At 58.5% G+C, this 14,855-nt stretch carries 15 protein-coding genes; 6 read left to right on the top strand and 9 right to left on the bottom strand.

Going from position 1 to position 14,855, the window contains the following annotated elements; translation table 11 throughout:
* Positions 1 to 10: 10 nt before the first annotated feature.
* Genes AC07U5_RS11295 through AC07U5_RS11285 form a run of 3 tightly spaced genes read left to right on the top strand, consistent with a single transcriptional unit; the run spans position 11 to position 1,781 of the window.
* Complete coding sequence (locus AC07U5_RS11295; RefSeq protein WP_494723037.1) at positions 11 to 979, top strand: homoserine kinase; 969 nt, start codon at positions 11 to 13, stop codon at positions 977 to 979.
* Positions 976 to 1,419 (top strand): ribonuclease HI, encoded by a 444-nt coding sequence (gene rnhA, locus AC07U5_RS11290; RefSeq protein WP_062425884.1) that lies wholly within the window; start codon positions 976 to 978, stop codon positions 1,417 to 1,419. Before AC07U5_RS11295 ends, rnhA begins: the two co-directional genes overlap by 4 nt.
* A gap of 56 nt (positions 1,420 to 1,475) precedes the next feature.
* Positions 1,476 to 1,781, top strand: coding sequence for a Dabb family protein (locus tag AC07U5_RS11285; RefSeq protein ID WP_236760357.1), 306 nt, complete (start codon positions 1,476 to 1,478; stop codon positions 1,779 to 1,781).
* Positions 1,782 to 1,864: 83 nt separating this feature from the next.
* Here the strand turns inward: AC07U5_RS11285 and AC07U5_RS11280 are convergent, their stop codons facing one another.
* The 5 genes from AC07U5_RS11280 to AC07U5_RS11260 form a co-directional block, all read right to left on the bottom strand.
* The gene (locus AC07U5_RS11280) at positions 1,865 to 2,761 is read right to left on the bottom strand and encodes a metal ABC transporter solute-binding protein, Zn/Mn family (RefSeq protein ID WP_494723036.1); all 897 of its coding nucleotides are present in this window, start codon (positions 2,759 to 2,761) and stop codon (positions 1,865 to 1,867) included.
* Positions 2,762 to 2,777: 16 nt separating this feature from the next.
* Positions 2,778 to 3,650 carry a metal ABC transporter permease gene (locus AC07U5_RS11275; RefSeq protein ID WP_494723035.1) on the bottom strand — a complete coding sequence of 291 codons (873 nt, stop codon included), beginning with the start codon at positions 3,648 to 3,650 and terminating at the stop codon, positions 2,778 to 2,780.
* Positions 3,647 to 4,390, bottom strand: coding sequence for a metal ABC transporter ATP-binding protein (locus AC07U5_RS11270; RefSeq protein WP_494723034.1), 744 nt, complete (start codon positions 4,388 to 4,390; stop codon positions 3,647 to 3,649). Before AC07U5_RS11270 ends, AC07U5_RS11275 begins: the two co-directional genes overlap by 4 nt.
* Positions 4,391 to 4,670: 280 nt before the next feature.
* Positions 4,671 to 5,156 carry a peroxiredoxin gene (locus AC07U5_RS11265; RefSeq protein WP_062425879.1) on the bottom strand — a complete coding sequence of 162 codons (486 nt, stop codon included), beginning with the start codon at positions 5,154 to 5,156 and terminating at the stop codon, positions 4,671 to 4,673.
* 86 nt (positions 5,157 to 5,242) lie between these two features.
* Positions 5,243 to 6,088, bottom strand: a complete 846-nt coding sequence (locus tag AC07U5_RS11260) for a protein-disulfide reductase DsbD domain-containing protein (protein WP_494723033.1) — start codon at positions 6,086 to 6,088, stop codon at positions 5,243 to 5,245.
* 152 nt (positions 6,089 to 6,240) lie between these two features.
* On the opposite strand from AC07U5_RS11260, the gene AC07U5_RS11255 reads away from it, so the two are divergent.
* From AC07U5_RS11255 to AC07U5_RS11245, 3 genes are all read left to right on the top strand, one after another.
* Positions 6,241 to 6,846: a YqgE/AlgH family protein gene (locus AC07U5_RS11255; RefSeq protein ID WP_111847577.1), complete on the top strand. Its 606-nt coding sequence runs from the start codon at positions 6,241 to 6,243 to the stop codon at positions 6,844 to 6,846.
* A gap of 103 nt (positions 6,847 to 6,949) precedes the next feature.
* Positions 6,950 to 7,141 (top strand): CsbD family protein, encoded by a 192-nt coding sequence (locus tag AC07U5_RS11250; RefSeq protein ID WP_062425876.1) that lies wholly within the window; start codon positions 6,950 to 6,952, stop codon positions 7,139 to 7,141.
* Positions 7,142 to 7,283: 142 nt separating this feature from the next.
* Complete coding sequence (locus tag AC07U5_RS11245; protein ID WP_494723032.1) at positions 7,284 to 8,417, top strand: zinc-binding metallopeptidase family protein; 1,134 nt, start codon at positions 7,284 to 7,286, stop codon at positions 8,415 to 8,417.
* On the opposite strand, the gene AC07U5_RS11240 is transcribed toward AC07U5_RS11245, so the two are convergent.
* The 4 genes from AC07U5_RS11240 to thrC are packed head-to-tail and all read right to left on the bottom strand — an operon-like array spanning position 8,418 to position 14,683.
* Complete coding sequence (locus AC07U5_RS11240; protein WP_062599464.1) at positions 8,418 to 11,330, bottom strand: sensor domain-containing phosphodiesterase; 2,913 nt, start codon at positions 11,328 to 11,330, stop codon at positions 8,418 to 8,420. It lies immediately after the preceding gene.
* Positions 11,330 to 11,926 (bottom strand): GNAT family N-acetyltransferase, encoded by a 597-nt coding sequence (locus AC07U5_RS11235; RefSeq protein ID WP_062425874.1) that lies wholly within the window; start codon positions 11,924 to 11,926, stop codon positions 11,330 to 11,332. The genes AC07U5_RS11240 and AC07U5_RS11235 overlap by 1 nt, the downstream gene beginning before the upstream one ends.
* Before the next feature lie 39 nt (positions 11,927 to 11,965).
* Entirely contained in the window at positions 11,966 to 13,264 is a 1,299-nt protein-coding gene (locus AC07U5_RS11230; protein ID WP_494723031.1) for a M16 family metallopeptidase, read from the bottom strand.
* Between the two features lie 21 nt (positions 13,265 to 13,285).
* A complete protein-coding gene (gene thrC / locus AC07U5_RS11225; protein WP_494723030.1) occupies positions 13,286 to 14,683 on the bottom strand; it encodes a threonine synthase in 1,398 nt (465 codons plus the stop codon).
* Positions 14,684 to 14,855: the final 172 nt, after the last annotated feature.

The following is a 14,855-nucleotide window of genomic DNA, read 5'->3' as shown; positions in this document are numbered from 1 at the left end:
GAGAATTCCATTGGCAGTTTACACGGACATCACCGAAGACGAGCTGAGACAGTTTCTTGGCCAATATGACGTCGGCGAATTGACCTCCTATAAGGGCATTGCCGAGGGTGTCGAAAACTCCAATTTTCTGCTGCACACGACGAAAGACCCGCTGATCCTGACGCTCTACGAGAAGCGCGTGGAGAAGTCTGATCTGCCCTTCTTTTTGGGACTGATGCAGCACTTGGCCGACAAGGGGCTGTCCTGCCCGCTGCCTCTGCCGCGAAAAGATGGTGAGTTGCTGGGCGAGTTGTCCGGCCGTCCGGCAGCGCTGATTTCGTTTCTGGAAGGCATGTGGCTTAGAAAGCCTGAGGCTAAGCATTGCCGGGAAGTCGGCAAGGCGCTGGCGTCCATGCACGTGGCGGGCGAAGGATTCGACATCAAGCGGCCAAACGCTCTTTCACTCGATGGCTGGAAGGTGTTGTGGGAGAAGTCCGAAGCCCGCGCCGACGAAGTCGAAAGCGGTCTGAAGGACGAGATCGATCCGGAAATTGCCTTCCTCGCCGCCCATTGGCCGAAGGATCTGCCATCCGGCGTCATCCATGCCGATCTCTTTCAGGACAATGTCTTCTTCCTGGGCGATGAACTCTCCGGCCTGATCGACTTCTATTTCGCCTGCAACGATCTTCTCGCCTATGACGTCTCGATCTGCCTCAATGCCTGGTGCTTCGAGAAGGATGGTTCCTATAACGTCACCAAGGGCAAGGCACTGCTTGAGGGCTATCAATCGGTACGCCCGATGAGTGAAGCCGAGCTGGAGGCCATGCCGATTCTGGCGCGTGGCTCCGCACTCCGCTTCTTCCTGACCCGCCTCTATGACTGGTTGACGACGCCCGCTGGCGCTCTGGTGGTCAAAAAGGATCCGCTTGAATATCTGCGCAAGCTGCGCTTTCACCGCTCCATTGGCCATGTGGCCGAATATGGTCTGGTGGAAGAATGAAGCATGTCGATATCTTCACCGACGGCGCCTGTTCGGGCAATCCCGGACCGGGCGGCTGGGGTGCCGTACTTCGCTATGGCGAGGTGGAAAAGGAACTGAACGGCGGCGAGGCAGACACCACCAACAATCGCATGGAACTGATGGCGGCCATCGAGGCGCTCAACGCGCTGAAGGCCCCGTGCGAGGTCGATCTTTACACCGATAGCGCTTACGTCAAGGATGGCATCACCAAGTGGATTTTCGGCTGGAAAAAAAAGGGCTGGAAAACCGCCGACAATAAACCGGTCAAGAATGTCGAACTCTGGCAGGCGCTGGAGACGGCGCGCGAGCGACACAAGGTCACGCTGCACTGGGTCAAGGGTCATGCCGGACATCCGGAAAACGAACGCGCCGATGAACTGGCGCGAAAAGGCATGGAACCGTTCAAACGGCGGTCATGAAGCGATGGTGTAGTCTCGGACCGAGCTGCACAGTCGAAGAGGAGAGACACTTGACGATACTTCACTGCGTATTCCTGCGGTTTAAATCCGCAGCCACTACGTCCGACAAGCAGGCGATCTATGAGGCAATCATGGCGCTCAAGGACGTCATTCCCGGCATTTCCGACATCAAGTGCGGCCAGAACGTATCGTCGGAAGGCTTGAATGGTGGGTTTCTGGATGGCTTCATCGTCACCTTTGAGAGCACCGAAGCGCGCGACGACTATCTCGTGCATCCGGAACACGTCGAGGTTGGCGAACGCCTGGCTGGCCTGACCGATGGCGGCCTGGCCGGCATCCTCGTTTTCGACATGGCTGTCTGACCACACGTAGCCGAGTTTCAGGCATCGATGATGAATGGCCCTCGTCACCCGGCTTGGGGTAACGAGGGCCATTCCGTTTCAAATCAACTGGACTTGTTGATGGCGTCGGCGATCTTGTCGACGTTGTAGCGGAACATCTTCTCATATGTGGGTGCGGGGCCATTCGCCTTGGAGAGGGACTCGACATAGAGTTCACCGCCGGGGGCAGCGCCCGTTGCCTTGGCCACCTGCTTGACCAGTCTCGGGTCATTCGAGTTTTCGAAGAAATAGGTTTTGACGTGCTCGGCCTTGATCTGCTCGATCAGCTTTGCCACGTCGCCGGCAGAGGCTTCCGTTTCCGTCGAAACGCCGAGCGGCGAGAGAAACGTGACGTTGTACTCACGGCCGAAATAACCGAAGGCATCGTGGCTTGTGAGGATCTTACGGCGATCCTGTGGGATGGGATCGAACTTCTGGTGCGCGTAACGATCCAATTCATCGAGCTTCTGAAGATAGGCGGTAGCATTTGCCTTGAAATCATCCTTGTCGGCCGGGTCGGCCGCGGCAAGCGTCGTCTCGATATTTTTCACCCATACCTTGACGTTGACCGGGCTGTTCCAGACATGCGGATCGGTCACGGTCTTGCCGTCCTCATCCATCTCGCGCGTCTTGATGCCCTGCGACACATCGACAGGTGTTCCCTTGTAGCCCGACGCGGAAATCAGCCGGTCCATCCATCCTTCCAGACCAAGCCCGCTGACAAAGACGACATCTGCCGCATTCAGGCTTTTTGCATTCGCAGGCGAAGGTTCGAACTCATGTGGGTCGCCATCCGGCTTGACCAGGCTGGTAACGGTCACATGCTTGCCGCCCACCTGCTTCACCACATCAGCAAGCACGGTGAAGGAGGCGACGGCTTTCACCTCTCCCGCCAAAGCGGCGGTGGAAAAGGCCATGGCGATAGGAAGTGCGGTCGAAAGAAGGAAGAGGCGTGGTGACATTGGCATTCTCCTAAAATTAGCCCTTCAGATGAGGGCGGGTGAAAAGGCGGGAACCAAGGCCCGCTGGCGCAACCAGAATGGAGAGCCCGTAGAGACAGGTGGCCGCGATGATGATGGTCGGTCCGGACGCCGTCTCGCAATGGTAGGAAGCAACGAGGCCAAGATAGCCGGAAGCTGCGGCACTGCCGCTCGCAATCGCCAGCATGGCGGGCAGGCTGCGTGCCCAAAGTTGGGCGATAGCTGCTGGCAGCATCATCAGGCCGACAGCCATCAGTGTTCCAAGCGCCTGGAAACTGGCGACCAGATTGATGACGACGAGGAGCAGGAATGCCACGTGATAGATCGGGCCGCGGCCGCCGACGGCGCGTAGGAAGCCGGGGTCGAAACACTCGGTCACCAGCGGTCGGTAGATGATGGCCATTACCACCAGCGTCAGCGAGGTAATCGCACCAATCTGGTAGAGCGCAGGTGCATCGATCGCGAGGATCGTGCCGAAGAGCACATGCAGCAGATCTACATTTGAGCCATGCAGGGAGACGATCAGGACCCCAAGCGCCAGCGACGCCAGATAGAAACTCGCAAAGCTCGCATCTTCCTGAAGCGGCGTTACGCGGCTGACGATGCCGGAAAGAAGTGCGACCGAAAGCCCCGCAACGAGACCTCCAAGCCCCATGGCGGTCAGAGACAGCGAGCCGGCCACCAGATAGCCAATTGCCGCACCCGGCAGAATCGCGTGGCTCAGGGCATCCCCCATCAGGCTCATCCGCCGCAGGGCAAGCAGGACACCGATGGGGCTTGCGCCAACCGAGAGGCAAAGGCAGGCGACGAGTGCCCGGCGCATGAAGCCGTAATCCTGAAACGGCGCTATGAAGAGATCGTAGGCCGTCATGCAGCTGGCTCGCAGACGCCGCTATTCTCGTCCCAGCGCTCGGCCATGGCGCGAGCCCGCAGGAGATTGGCAGGCGACATGACCTCAGCAGTCGCACCCCAGCCAACGAGGTCGCGGGCGATCAGCAGCGTCTGAGGAAAATGCGCTCGCACCTGATCGAAATCGTGCAGGACCGCAATCACGGTGCGCCCTTCGCCATGCCACCGTGCGACGATGTCGAGCAGATCCCGGGTCGTTCTGGCATCGATAGCGGTGAAAGGCTCATCGAGCAGAATGACCTTGGCATCCTGCACCAGAAGCCGTGCGAAAAGTACACGCTGGAACTGCCCGGCCGACAGCGAGCCAATCGGTCGTCTCTCGAAGCCCTCAAGACCGACCGCTGACAATGCGTGGCGACCTGCGTTCAATTGCTCAGCGGTGACGCGCCCAAATGCGCCCGCCGCCTTCCACGCTCCGAGCAGTACGGTATCGAGAACGGATATTGGAAAGCGCCGGTTGATATCGGCGGCTTGTGGAAGGTAGCCAAAATCAGTGCGCTTCAAGGAGTGAATGATCCAACCCTCCGATGGCCGCAACTCGCCAATGATGGATTTGAGCAGCGTGGATTTGCCTGCACCATTTGGTCCGGCGATGGCCGTCAGGCTTCCGGCATGAAACGCACCGGAGATATGATGAACCGCCGGATGCCGCTCATAGGCCACGGTGAGGTTCTCGATCTGAAGAACGGGCGTGTCGATCATGGCAAAACCACAGCCCAAGAGATCGCGGCCCAAAGAGGCAGGAGGAGCAGGGAAACCAGAAGAATTCGGTGCACTGCGGATTGGCGCAGCAGGGGAGACGGGAAAAACAAACGCAACATGGCGCGCTCACAAAAATGTTATACCGTTACTGTTATGGTGTAACAATTGAGGCGGAAGAATGGCGCGCTTCACCAGTTCCTTCGAGCCTCACGATCCCCCCTAAATGCAAAAGGCCCGACGCGATGTCGGGCCAATTTCGATGACGTATTGACCGTAAAGATCAGAGCTGTTCGATCATCGTGGCAGCGGAGGACACCGTCGCTTGGCCGGGATTTTCTTCGATGTTCAGAGACTTGACCACGCCGTCATCCACTAGCATGGAATAGCGCTTGGAGCGCACGCCGAGACCGCCGCCGGAAAGGTCTGCATCAAGGCCAAGCGCCTTGGTGAAGGACGCGTCCCAGTCTGCGAGGAAGTGGATCTTGCCCTGGCCGCCGCTCGATTGCGCCCATGCGCCCATAACGTGCCAGTCGTTGACAGCAACGACGGCGATATCGTCCACGCCACGTGCAAGGATAGCGTCACGATTTTCCAGATAGCCGGGCAGGTGGTTCAAAGAGCAGGTTGGTGTGAATGCGCCTGGAACGGCAAAGACGACAACCTTCTTGCCGCTGAAAAGCTCGTCGGTCGTGGTTTCGACAGGGCCATCCGTGGTCTTTTCCTTGAAGGTCGCGGAGGGCAGCTTGTCGCCGATCTTGATGGTCATAATATCGCTCCTGTGGCAATGACGGCGCGACTATAGAGCATGATCGAGAAAACTGTGAAGCCGTTTTATCGGATAGCTGAGATCCCTTACTGAGCGGGGAAATTCAGCGGTGCTTCCATGGCGCGCGCGCCGGATTTGACCAGAATGTGCCAGCTCTGCCCCTTTGGATTGTAGCTCTTCGGCAGACCCTTGATGTTCATGTAGAAGGAGAGTTTGCGCTTGTCGCGCACGAGGTTCTGCGGCTCGAAATAGGCATATCCGGATGGCCCGGCGACATAGATGTCGGCCTCCTTCGGCGCTCCCTCGGGCAGGTATAACTCCACACCGAGCAGGGTCTTGTCCGGCGTGATGTGGAAGTTGACCACCTTGAAATCGTCCGATGGCGCCTCTGGAAGATTTGCCCTGCTCGACTGGATGAAAGCGACCTCGTCTTGCGTGGCCTTTGCCTTCCTGTCGATGTCGAAGCTTGCTTCGAACGGGATGCAGATATTGAGGCAGACGCCGATGAAAGCCGTCAGCTTTGCCGCGTCGGTGTCATGGCCTGCGCCGGACTGCAATGTGATCGGAAAGTTCACCGGCTGGTCGTAGCCAATATCGGTGATGTCGTCATTCTTGATCAGCTTCGGCACGGGGAACGACATGGAAGACAGTGTCACGCCGCTTGCCGGATCGGGCTTCAACTGGGGCGGTATGCCCGCTTCCCCCGGCTCGCGCCAATAGGTGATCCAGCCAGGCTTGAGATCGATCTGAAGCACCGCCTCGATTTTTCCGCTGCTATCAGGCGGCAGGCTTACGACGCGCATGCGCCCGCCTTCGCTCGTTGCCCATTCGGTCGTGTCGGCCTTGGCAGCCTCTGCAATGACGATCGTTGAAACAACCGCGATAAAGGCGATCAGAACGGTGCGAAGGGGGGAGGAGATCGAACGGGTCATACTTCTCGTCTAGCGCAACCCGGGTGAAGCGACCAGTTACGATTTTGTCTCATTTATCATTTTCGGTTGATTGATGGGTCGCTATGCCTCATCCTTACCAAAAGGTGAAACCACACCGGCGTCGCTATGGGGCGCTGAAAGGGGAGGCGCTCTTGGTTTTTTCGACCCTCATGGACAAGAAGGAACGGGGCTTTCTGGATGGTCAGTTTCTGATCGCCATGCCGGGGCTCGCCAACAGCGCCTTTGAGCGCTCTGTCATTTATATATGTGCGCATTCCCAGGCCGGCGCCATGGGATTCATCATCAACCGCGGCCAGCAGATCACCTTCACCGATGTTCTTCTGCATCTGAAGATCATGGACAGCAACGACGCAATCATGCTGCCCAACCGCACGCGCGACTTTCCCATCCAGTTTGGTGGACCGGTGGAGACGGGCAGGGGCTTCGTGCTTCATTCCGATGATTACTCCAGCGAATCCAGTATTCCTGTCAGCGACGACATCTCGTTGACGGCCACACTCGACATCGTGCGCGCCATTTCCAATGGCCGAATGCCGCAGCGCGCCACCATGTTGCTGGGTTACGCCGGCTGGGCGCCGGGTCAACTCGAAAACGAGATCGCCAATAATGGCTGGCTGAATTGCCCGGCCTCGGAAGAGCTGATCTTCGACCGGTCTTTGGATGACAAGTATGAGCGGGCGCTTGCTTTGATGGGGGTCGACCCCCGCATGCTTTCGGCCGAAGCAGGGCATGCCTGATCTTCGCTTTGAAAGCGTAAGATGACGAGGAACAAAATTATATTCATGACGTTTTCTCCCCGGTAGCCAGCACCGAGCCTGGCATAAACTAGGGAGAATAGTCATGGGTAGCACATCCGATAAGATCGCTGGTAAGGCAAATGAAGTTGCTGGCAAGGTAAAGCAGGGCGTTGGCTCCGCTACCGGCAACGACCGTATGCGCGCCGAAGGTGCTGCGCAGGAAACCAAGGGCAAGGTCCAGACTGCTGCTGGCAAGGCCAAGGATGCCGTCAAGGATACCGTCGACAGAATGTAACAGGAGCCGCGTTTCCTCTCAGTGAGGAGGCCGCACCTGAATGACCTCAAAGGTCACAGAGCGCATGTGTTGAAATCCGACACATGCGCTCTTCGCTTGCGCAGTCAATTTCCCAATCAATCGTGATGCCCAGGAGATAGGGATGCAACTTTTCTCGTGTGCTGCCTGCGGACAGCCCGTTCACTTCGACAACCGCTCCTGTGTTCGGTGCGGCCATAGGTTAGCTTTCGTACCGGAGACGCTTTCAATGGAAGCGTTGGATCCGGCCGGCGACCCACTCTGGACGCTGGTATCGAAGCCGGATCATCAGGTCCGCTTCTGCGCAAATGAAGTCAACGACATCTGCAACTGGGCAGTCCCAGCCGACAGCGAAACGCCTTTCTGCCCCGCCTGTAACCATAACCGTCTTGTTCCGGATACCTCCACCCAGGACGGCATTGAACAGTGGCGACGCCTTAGTCAGGCGCAGCGGCATCTCTTCTACTCCATGCTGCGCTTTAACCTGCCCCACCCGAACCGCGATGCCGATCCGCAGGGCGGGCTGGTGTTCGACTTCCTGGTGGACGAGATTGCTGCGGACGGATCAGTGATCCCCGCCATGACGGGCCATGACGAGGGCCTCATTGCCATCCGCGCGGCCGAAGCGGATGATGTGACGCGTGAGCAGGTTCGTGCCAATATGAACGAGCCCTACCGCACCATGCTTGGCCATTTCCGCCACGAGGTCGGGCACTTCATCTGGAACAAGCTGGTCCGTGATGCCGGCCGTCTCGAAGCGTTCCGCGCCGCTTTCGGTGATGAACGTGAAGATTATGGCGAGGCACTGAAACGAAATTACGAAGAGGGGCCGAAGCCGGGCTGGCAGGAAATCTATATCAGCTCCTATGCCTCGGTTCATCCGTGGGAAGACTTTGCAGAGTGCTTCGCCCACTATCTTCACATCGTCGATACGCTTGAAACGGCCCATGCCTTCGGCATTGCCATCGAACCGGAAGGCCATGAAGACATGGCCACCGAAGTGGCGTTCGACCCCTACCGTGCTCGCAGTGCACAGCGTCTCGTCAATGCCTGGGTGCCTCTCAGCGTCGCGTTGAACTCCATGCAACGCAGCATGGGTGAAGCCGATCTCTACCCCTTCGTGCTGACGCCCGCCGTGGTCGAGAAGCTGCAATTCATCCATGACCTTGTGCATGGTAAAGTTCCGGCGAACTCTGACCTCAACGCACCGGCGCCAGCCTCAAACAACCAAGCTTTTCAGCCGCAGGCTGCAGAGTAATCAGGCGCGTTTGAAGACTTGAAAGCGCTCGCGTAACAGGCGAAGAGCGGCTTCCGGAGTATCCGGCGTCCCGAAAAGGAAGCTTTGCCCGTAATGACAATTCATGCGGGCAAGCTCTGCTGCATCCTCAGGCGTTTCGATGCCTTCCGCCACCACCTGCATTTCTAGCGCGCGCGCCATGGCGATGATCGAGCGGAGCAGCACATTCCGCTTATCGCTGGTATTGGCGATGAGTGCCTTGTCGAGCTTGATGGTGTCGAAGGGGAAGCGGGTAAGATAAGCGAGCGACGAGTAACCCGTGCCGAAATCGTCGAGCGCGAGGCTGAGGCCCGTCTCCTTGAGCTTCGCCAGCACAAGCCGCGCTTGCTCAGGATTTTCCATGACGATCGATTCCGTCAGCTCCAGCTTCAGCTGCTGCGGATTGCAGCGCGTCCGCTGCAGCATGCTGCGAACGTCATTGTAGAGTTCGTTGTTCAGCAACTGCGCGCTGGAGATGTTGACGGAGATGAAGATCGGCAGCTTGTCGATGGCATGTTGCCAATCCATCAGATCGTTCGCCGCCCGCTCCAGTGCAAACATGCCGAGCGGCTCGATAAGGCCGGAGGCCTCGGCAATCGGAATGAACTCGCTTGGCGGGATATTGCCGCGCTTGGGATGCTCCCACCGCATCAGCGCTTCAAAGCCGGCAAGATCGCCATTGTCCAGCTTGACGATCGGCTGATAGGCAAGCGTGAGCTCCTTGCGTTCAAGCGCGCGGCGCAGATCGCTTTCCATCTGCAAACGGTCTGTGCCGGAGGTGCGGAAGGCAGGCCGGAACGGCTCGACGCGGTTGCCTCCAGCGCGCTTGGCGCGATACATGGCAAGTTCTGCGTCGCTCAGCAAACCGGCAGCACTTTCCTGCTGGTCGATCCAGGAGACGAGGCCGATCGAAGCCGTCAGAATGATCTCGCGATTGGCGAAATTGATCGGCACCATGATGGCCTTGTTCACCGCATCGGCAAAGTCTGCCACGCGCTGTGGGTCGCGCTCCGAGACGAGGATCAGGCCAAATTCATCGCCGCCAAGACGGGCCAGTGTATCTTGCGGTTTCAGAAGACGGCGCAACCGGCGTGTCAACGCAATCAGGATGTTGTCGCCTGCAGCAATCCCAAGCGTATCGTTCACAAGCTTGTAGCGGTCGATATCGATCGCCATTACCGTGGGGCGAACCGTGTCGCCATCTGGCGCCAGGTTCAACATGGATTGCAGACGGTCGAGGAAGACCTGACGGTTCGGAAGGCCGGTCAGATTGTCGTTCAGCGCGTCCTGCAACAGGCGCTCGACAGAATTCTTCTGTTCCGTGATGTCAGTGATGGTGCCGACGCAGCGGATGATTTCGCCGTTGGAGCCGAGAACCGGACGCGCGCGAATCTGTAGCCAGTGAAAGTGGCCGTCTTCGGCGCGAATGCGGAACTCATGATTCAGCCGCCCCTTGCGATGATCCAGCAACACGTCGAGCGTTGCCTTGAACCGGTCGCGGTCGTCCGGGTGCAGGCGAGGCAGCCAGTTGCGCGCAGCACCATGCATGGTGCCAGGATGCAGCCCAAGCTTGATCGAGACGTCCGGCGTGGTGACGATGCGGTCACGCGTCACGTCCCAGTCCCACACCGTATCGCCGCTACCGGTGAGCGCCAGCGACTGCCGCTCGAGGTCGGAGAACAGGCCCTGCTGGTACGCACTTCCGGCGAAGGCATGCTGAATGACGGTAAAGCCGATCAAGAGCACGATCAGAACGAGACCGCCGCCAAGTGCCGGCTGAATGATGTCATTGTCCAGCTGTCCGGTGACCGTCAGCCAGCCGCCGAAGAGCCAGACCAGGATCAACGCCCAGGACGGCACAAGCAGAATGGCGCGGTCGTAGCGGTTGAAGCCGAGATAGATGATCAGCACGATCCCGACAGTCGCCGTCAACGCGAAGGAGACACGCGCGATACCGGACGCAATGGACGGGTCGTAGATTGCCACGCCGAAGAGAGCGCCCAGCCCGATGATCCATGCGAATGTCGCGTAACCCAGATGCGCGTGCCATCGGTTCAAATTCAGATAGGTGAACAGAAAGACCACGAAGCTGGAGGCGAGCGCCACTTCGGCGCCCGCCCTCCACATTCGCTCGTCGCTTGAGGTCACGGTGATCAGCTTTTCGAGGAAGCCGAAATCCACGCAGATATAGGCAAGAACCGCCCAGGCGAGTGCTGCCGAAGCAGGCAGAACCGAGGTTCCCTTGACGACGAAAAGGATGGTGAGAAGAACGGCAAGAAGACCGGCAATCCCGAGCACGATGCCGCGGTACAGCGTAAAGGCGTTGATCGTGTCCTTGTAGGCTTCCGGCTCCCAAAGATAGAGCTGCGGCAGTTGCGGCGTGGAAAGCTCAGCCACAAACGTGATGACAGCGCCCGGATTCAGCGTGATGCGGAAGACGTCGGCATCGGGGCTCGGTTGGCGATCCAGAGCGAAGCCTTCGCTCGGGGTGATGGCAATGATGCGCTGAGAGCCGAGATCGGGCCAGAAGAGCTTGGAGTTGACGAGACGAAAGTGCGGCGCGACGATAACGCGCTCAAGCTGTTCTTCCGAGACGTTGGCAAGCGCAAAGACCGCCCAATCGCCCTGGTGGGCGGGAGAGCTTGCGCGCACTTCGATACGCCGGCGAATACCGTCCGGCCCGGGGGCAGTCGAAACCTGGAAGGCCTCGCCCTGGTTGGCGTAGATATCGGTGGTGGCGGTCAGATCAAGCGCGTTGTCGTCACGGGAAATCTTGACCGGCTCGAAGGCAAGAGCCTGGCTGGAGAAGATGGCGCAGAAGAACAACAGCGCCGTGGCACATGCTTTCGCCGGTAGATGTTTCAACAGGCGCGACACGAGGCTCATATATGTCATCAATCTCGCTCAGTCCTGCCGGAACCGTTTTTATCGGCAATCAGCGAAAACATGACGTGGTCCCGCCACTCGCCGTTTATTTTCAGATATTCGCGCAAGAGGCCTTCCCGCTGAAAGCCGGCATTTTCGAGCAGCCGGATGCTTTTGAAGTTGTCTGGAATACAGGCTGCCTCAATACGGTGCAACTGAAGTCCATTGAAGATATAGGGTATTACCAGTTTTAATGCGGCAGACATATGGCCGTGACGCGCATGGGCTTCACCCATCCAATATCCGATCATACAGCTCTGCGCCGCACCCCTGCGGATGTACCCGATGGTGATGCCGCCAATCAGCGTTCCATCCGCAAGGAACAGCAGAAGCGACACGGCCGTGCCGGAGGAAAATTCCTGATTGTTGCGGGTCACGCGCACCCGAAACGAGCTTTCGGTCAGTTCGTCGCTGCGCCAGGTCGGCTCCCATGGCTGAAGAAAGCTGCGGCTGTCCGAGCGCAGCCTGTGCCACTGCCGGTAATCCGAATATCGCGGCAGTCTCAGCAGATAATGTGCGTTGCGAAGTTCCGGCGTATCGCTGTTGCGGGAGAGAAAACGCAGCATCTAGTCATCCAACACCATGCTGCGGATCAGTCTCTGCCGTCAGCCGTTTGCCGTTATCTTCATGGATGGCGCCGCGGAAAGCCCCGCCGTGATGTCAGACAGCGGCGCGAGATTTTCCAGGGGGCCGATTGCCGACAAGGTCGGAACTTTATCGAAAAACAGACGCCCTGCAAGATCGGTCAAGCGCTCACGGGTGATGTCTCCAAGACGCGTCATCATCTCGTCATTGGGGATCGGACGACCGTAGAGCATCATCTGGCGAGCGATCTGACCGGCACGCGCTGCCGGGCTTTCCTGGCCCATTAGCAGCTGCGCGCGGATCTGGGCGCGAGCGCGGTCGATTTCTTCCTGATGGATGACCTCGGACGACTTGCGCAGTTCCTCGGTGATGACCGGAACCAGTTCCGCCAGATCGCTGCTGCCGGTTGCTGCATGAATGCCGAAAATGCCTGTATCGGAAAAACCCCAATGGAAGGCATAGACCGAATAGCAGAGACCGCGATATTCGCGCACTTCCTGGAAGAGGCGAGACGACATGCCGCCGCCGAGAATGTTTGCGAGAATCTGCGAGCAGTAGAAGTCACGGGCGTGGTAAGCCTTGCCCTCGAAGCCCAGCAGAATCTGCGCATCCATCAGATCGCGCGTCTCGCGGATTTCGCCACCGGTATAGATGGCTTTCTCGATGATCGGCGTGGCTTCTGGCTTCTGCGGCAGGCTGGAAAAGCGCTGCTCGACCTGCTTGACGAAGGTTTCGTGATCGACAGCACCGGCCGCGACGACGAAGATCCGGTCCGTCGTGTAGTTTCGGCCGAGGTAATGACGGATCTGCGCGGTGGTGAAGGACTGCACCGTGTCCGGTGTGCCAAGGATCGGACGGCCGATCATCTGGCCGCGATAGGCGACGCCGGAAAAATTGTCGAAAACGACGTCATCGGGTGTATCGGTGGCAGCACCGATTTCCTGCAGGATGACATTCTTTTCGCGTTCCAGTTCCGCCTCGTCGAAAGCGGACTCGGTCAGGATATCGGCAAGGATGTCGACCGCCAGCGGAACGTGATCCTTCAGCACGCGGGCATAATAGGATGTTGTCTCGGTGGATGTCGCGGCGTTGACTTCGCCGCCGACATTCTCGATCTCCTCGGCGATCTGCCGGGCGGTACGGCGCGCCGTACCCTTGAACGCCATATGCTCGAGCAGATGCGCGATGCCGTGCTCGTCATCCGTCTCGTTGCGCGAACCTGATTTTATCCACACGCCGAGAGCAACGCTTTCGAGGTGAGGCATTCTTTCGGTGACGACTGTCAACCCGGACGAAAGCCGGGTTACGTTCACATTCATTTCCACGTCTTTCCGCGTTGGTCAGTCCTTGGCGCGAGCATGCTTGCCGATGAAAGTTTCCACGGCCTCAAGCTCTGCTTCCAGGACGTCGAAACGCTCCTCCCGGTTCATAAGATCAGCAAGCCATACTGGTAGGGCAGGATCGATTGCGCAAGCGGATTTTACGGCGTCAGGGAATTTCGCCGGATGCGCGGTCGAAAGAACGACCATCGGACTGTTTGTTTTTTCGTACTTTTTCGCCACGTAGACTGCCGTTGCCGTGTGCGGATCGAGCAGATAGCCGGTCTCGCTCAGCGTGTCGCGAATGGTCGCCGCGACCTGCTTTTCGGTCGCGCGACCTGCGCGGAAGTCGCGCTTGATCATCTTCATGGCTGCTTCGGAAATCTGGAAGGCGCCAGATTGCTTCAAACCATCCATCGAGCGCTTGATCTCGTTTGGTTCGCGATCATAGGCTTCGAACAGCAGACGTTCGAAGTTCGACGAAATCTGGATATCCATGGATGGCGAGGTAGTGGCCTGAACGCCGCGCATCTCGTAACGACCCGTCTTCAGCGTGCGGGCAAGGATATCGTTGTCATTGGTGGCAATCACCAGCTTGTCGATCGGCAGGCCCATCTGCTTGGCCACATAGCCAGCAAAAATATCGCCGAAATTCCCGGTCGGCACCGTGAAGGAGACCTTGCGGTCCGGCGCACCCAGCGAAATCGCAGCCGTAAAGTAATAGACCACCTGCGCCATGATGCGCGCCCAGTTGATCGAGTTGACGCCGGAAAGCTTGACGCTGTCGCGGAATTTCGCGTCATTGAACATGTCCTTGACGAGGTTCTGGCAGTCGTCGAAGTTGCCGTTGACAGCAAGCGCATGCACGTTCGAAGCAGTGGAGCTGGTCATCTGCCGCTGCTGCACCGGCGACACCTTGCCATGCGGGAACAGGATGAAGATGTCGGTCCGGTCGCGACCGGCAAAGGCATCGATCGCCGCGCCGCCCGTATCACCAGATGTCGCGCCGACGATCGTCGCACGTTGCCCGCGTTCGGCGAGCGTGTAATCCATCAGGCGGGCGAGGAGCTGCATCGCGACGTCCTTGAACGCGAGCGTCGTGCCGTGGAAAAGCTCGAGGATGAAGCTGTTCGGTCCAGTCTGGACCAGAGGGGCGACCGCCGGATGACGGAAGGTCGCATAGGCCTCATCGATCATCGAGCGGAAATCCTTCTCCGGAATTTCGCCGCCGGTGAAGCGATAGAGAACTTCGAAAGCGACCTCCTGGTAGGTCTTGCCTCGAAGGGCGCGAATTTCCTTCTTCTTCATCGTCGGCCATTCGCTTGGAACATAGAGGCCGCCATCGCGCGCCAGGCCAGCCAGCAGCGCATCGGAGAAACCAAGCGAAGGGGCGCTGCCCCTGGTCGAAACATATTTCACGGAAATCGTCCTTCGTCGTCGTCACCAGTCAAGCCGTAGGAACCGCTTCGTGCAGGAATCTCGTCCATTTTGCAAAAATGGCGCAAATCCGAATGCAACCATCGATTTTTTCCGGCGCCGCTGCTATAGACCATCGCCGACAGGCAAGGAAGGCCAATAAATAGCATCTCCG

Source organism: Agrobacterium sp. GW821-FHT02D03 (genome assembly GCF_059421725.1).
Note: the sequence above shows the minus strand (reverse complement) of the source record. Positions and strands in the feature narration are given on the sequence as shown.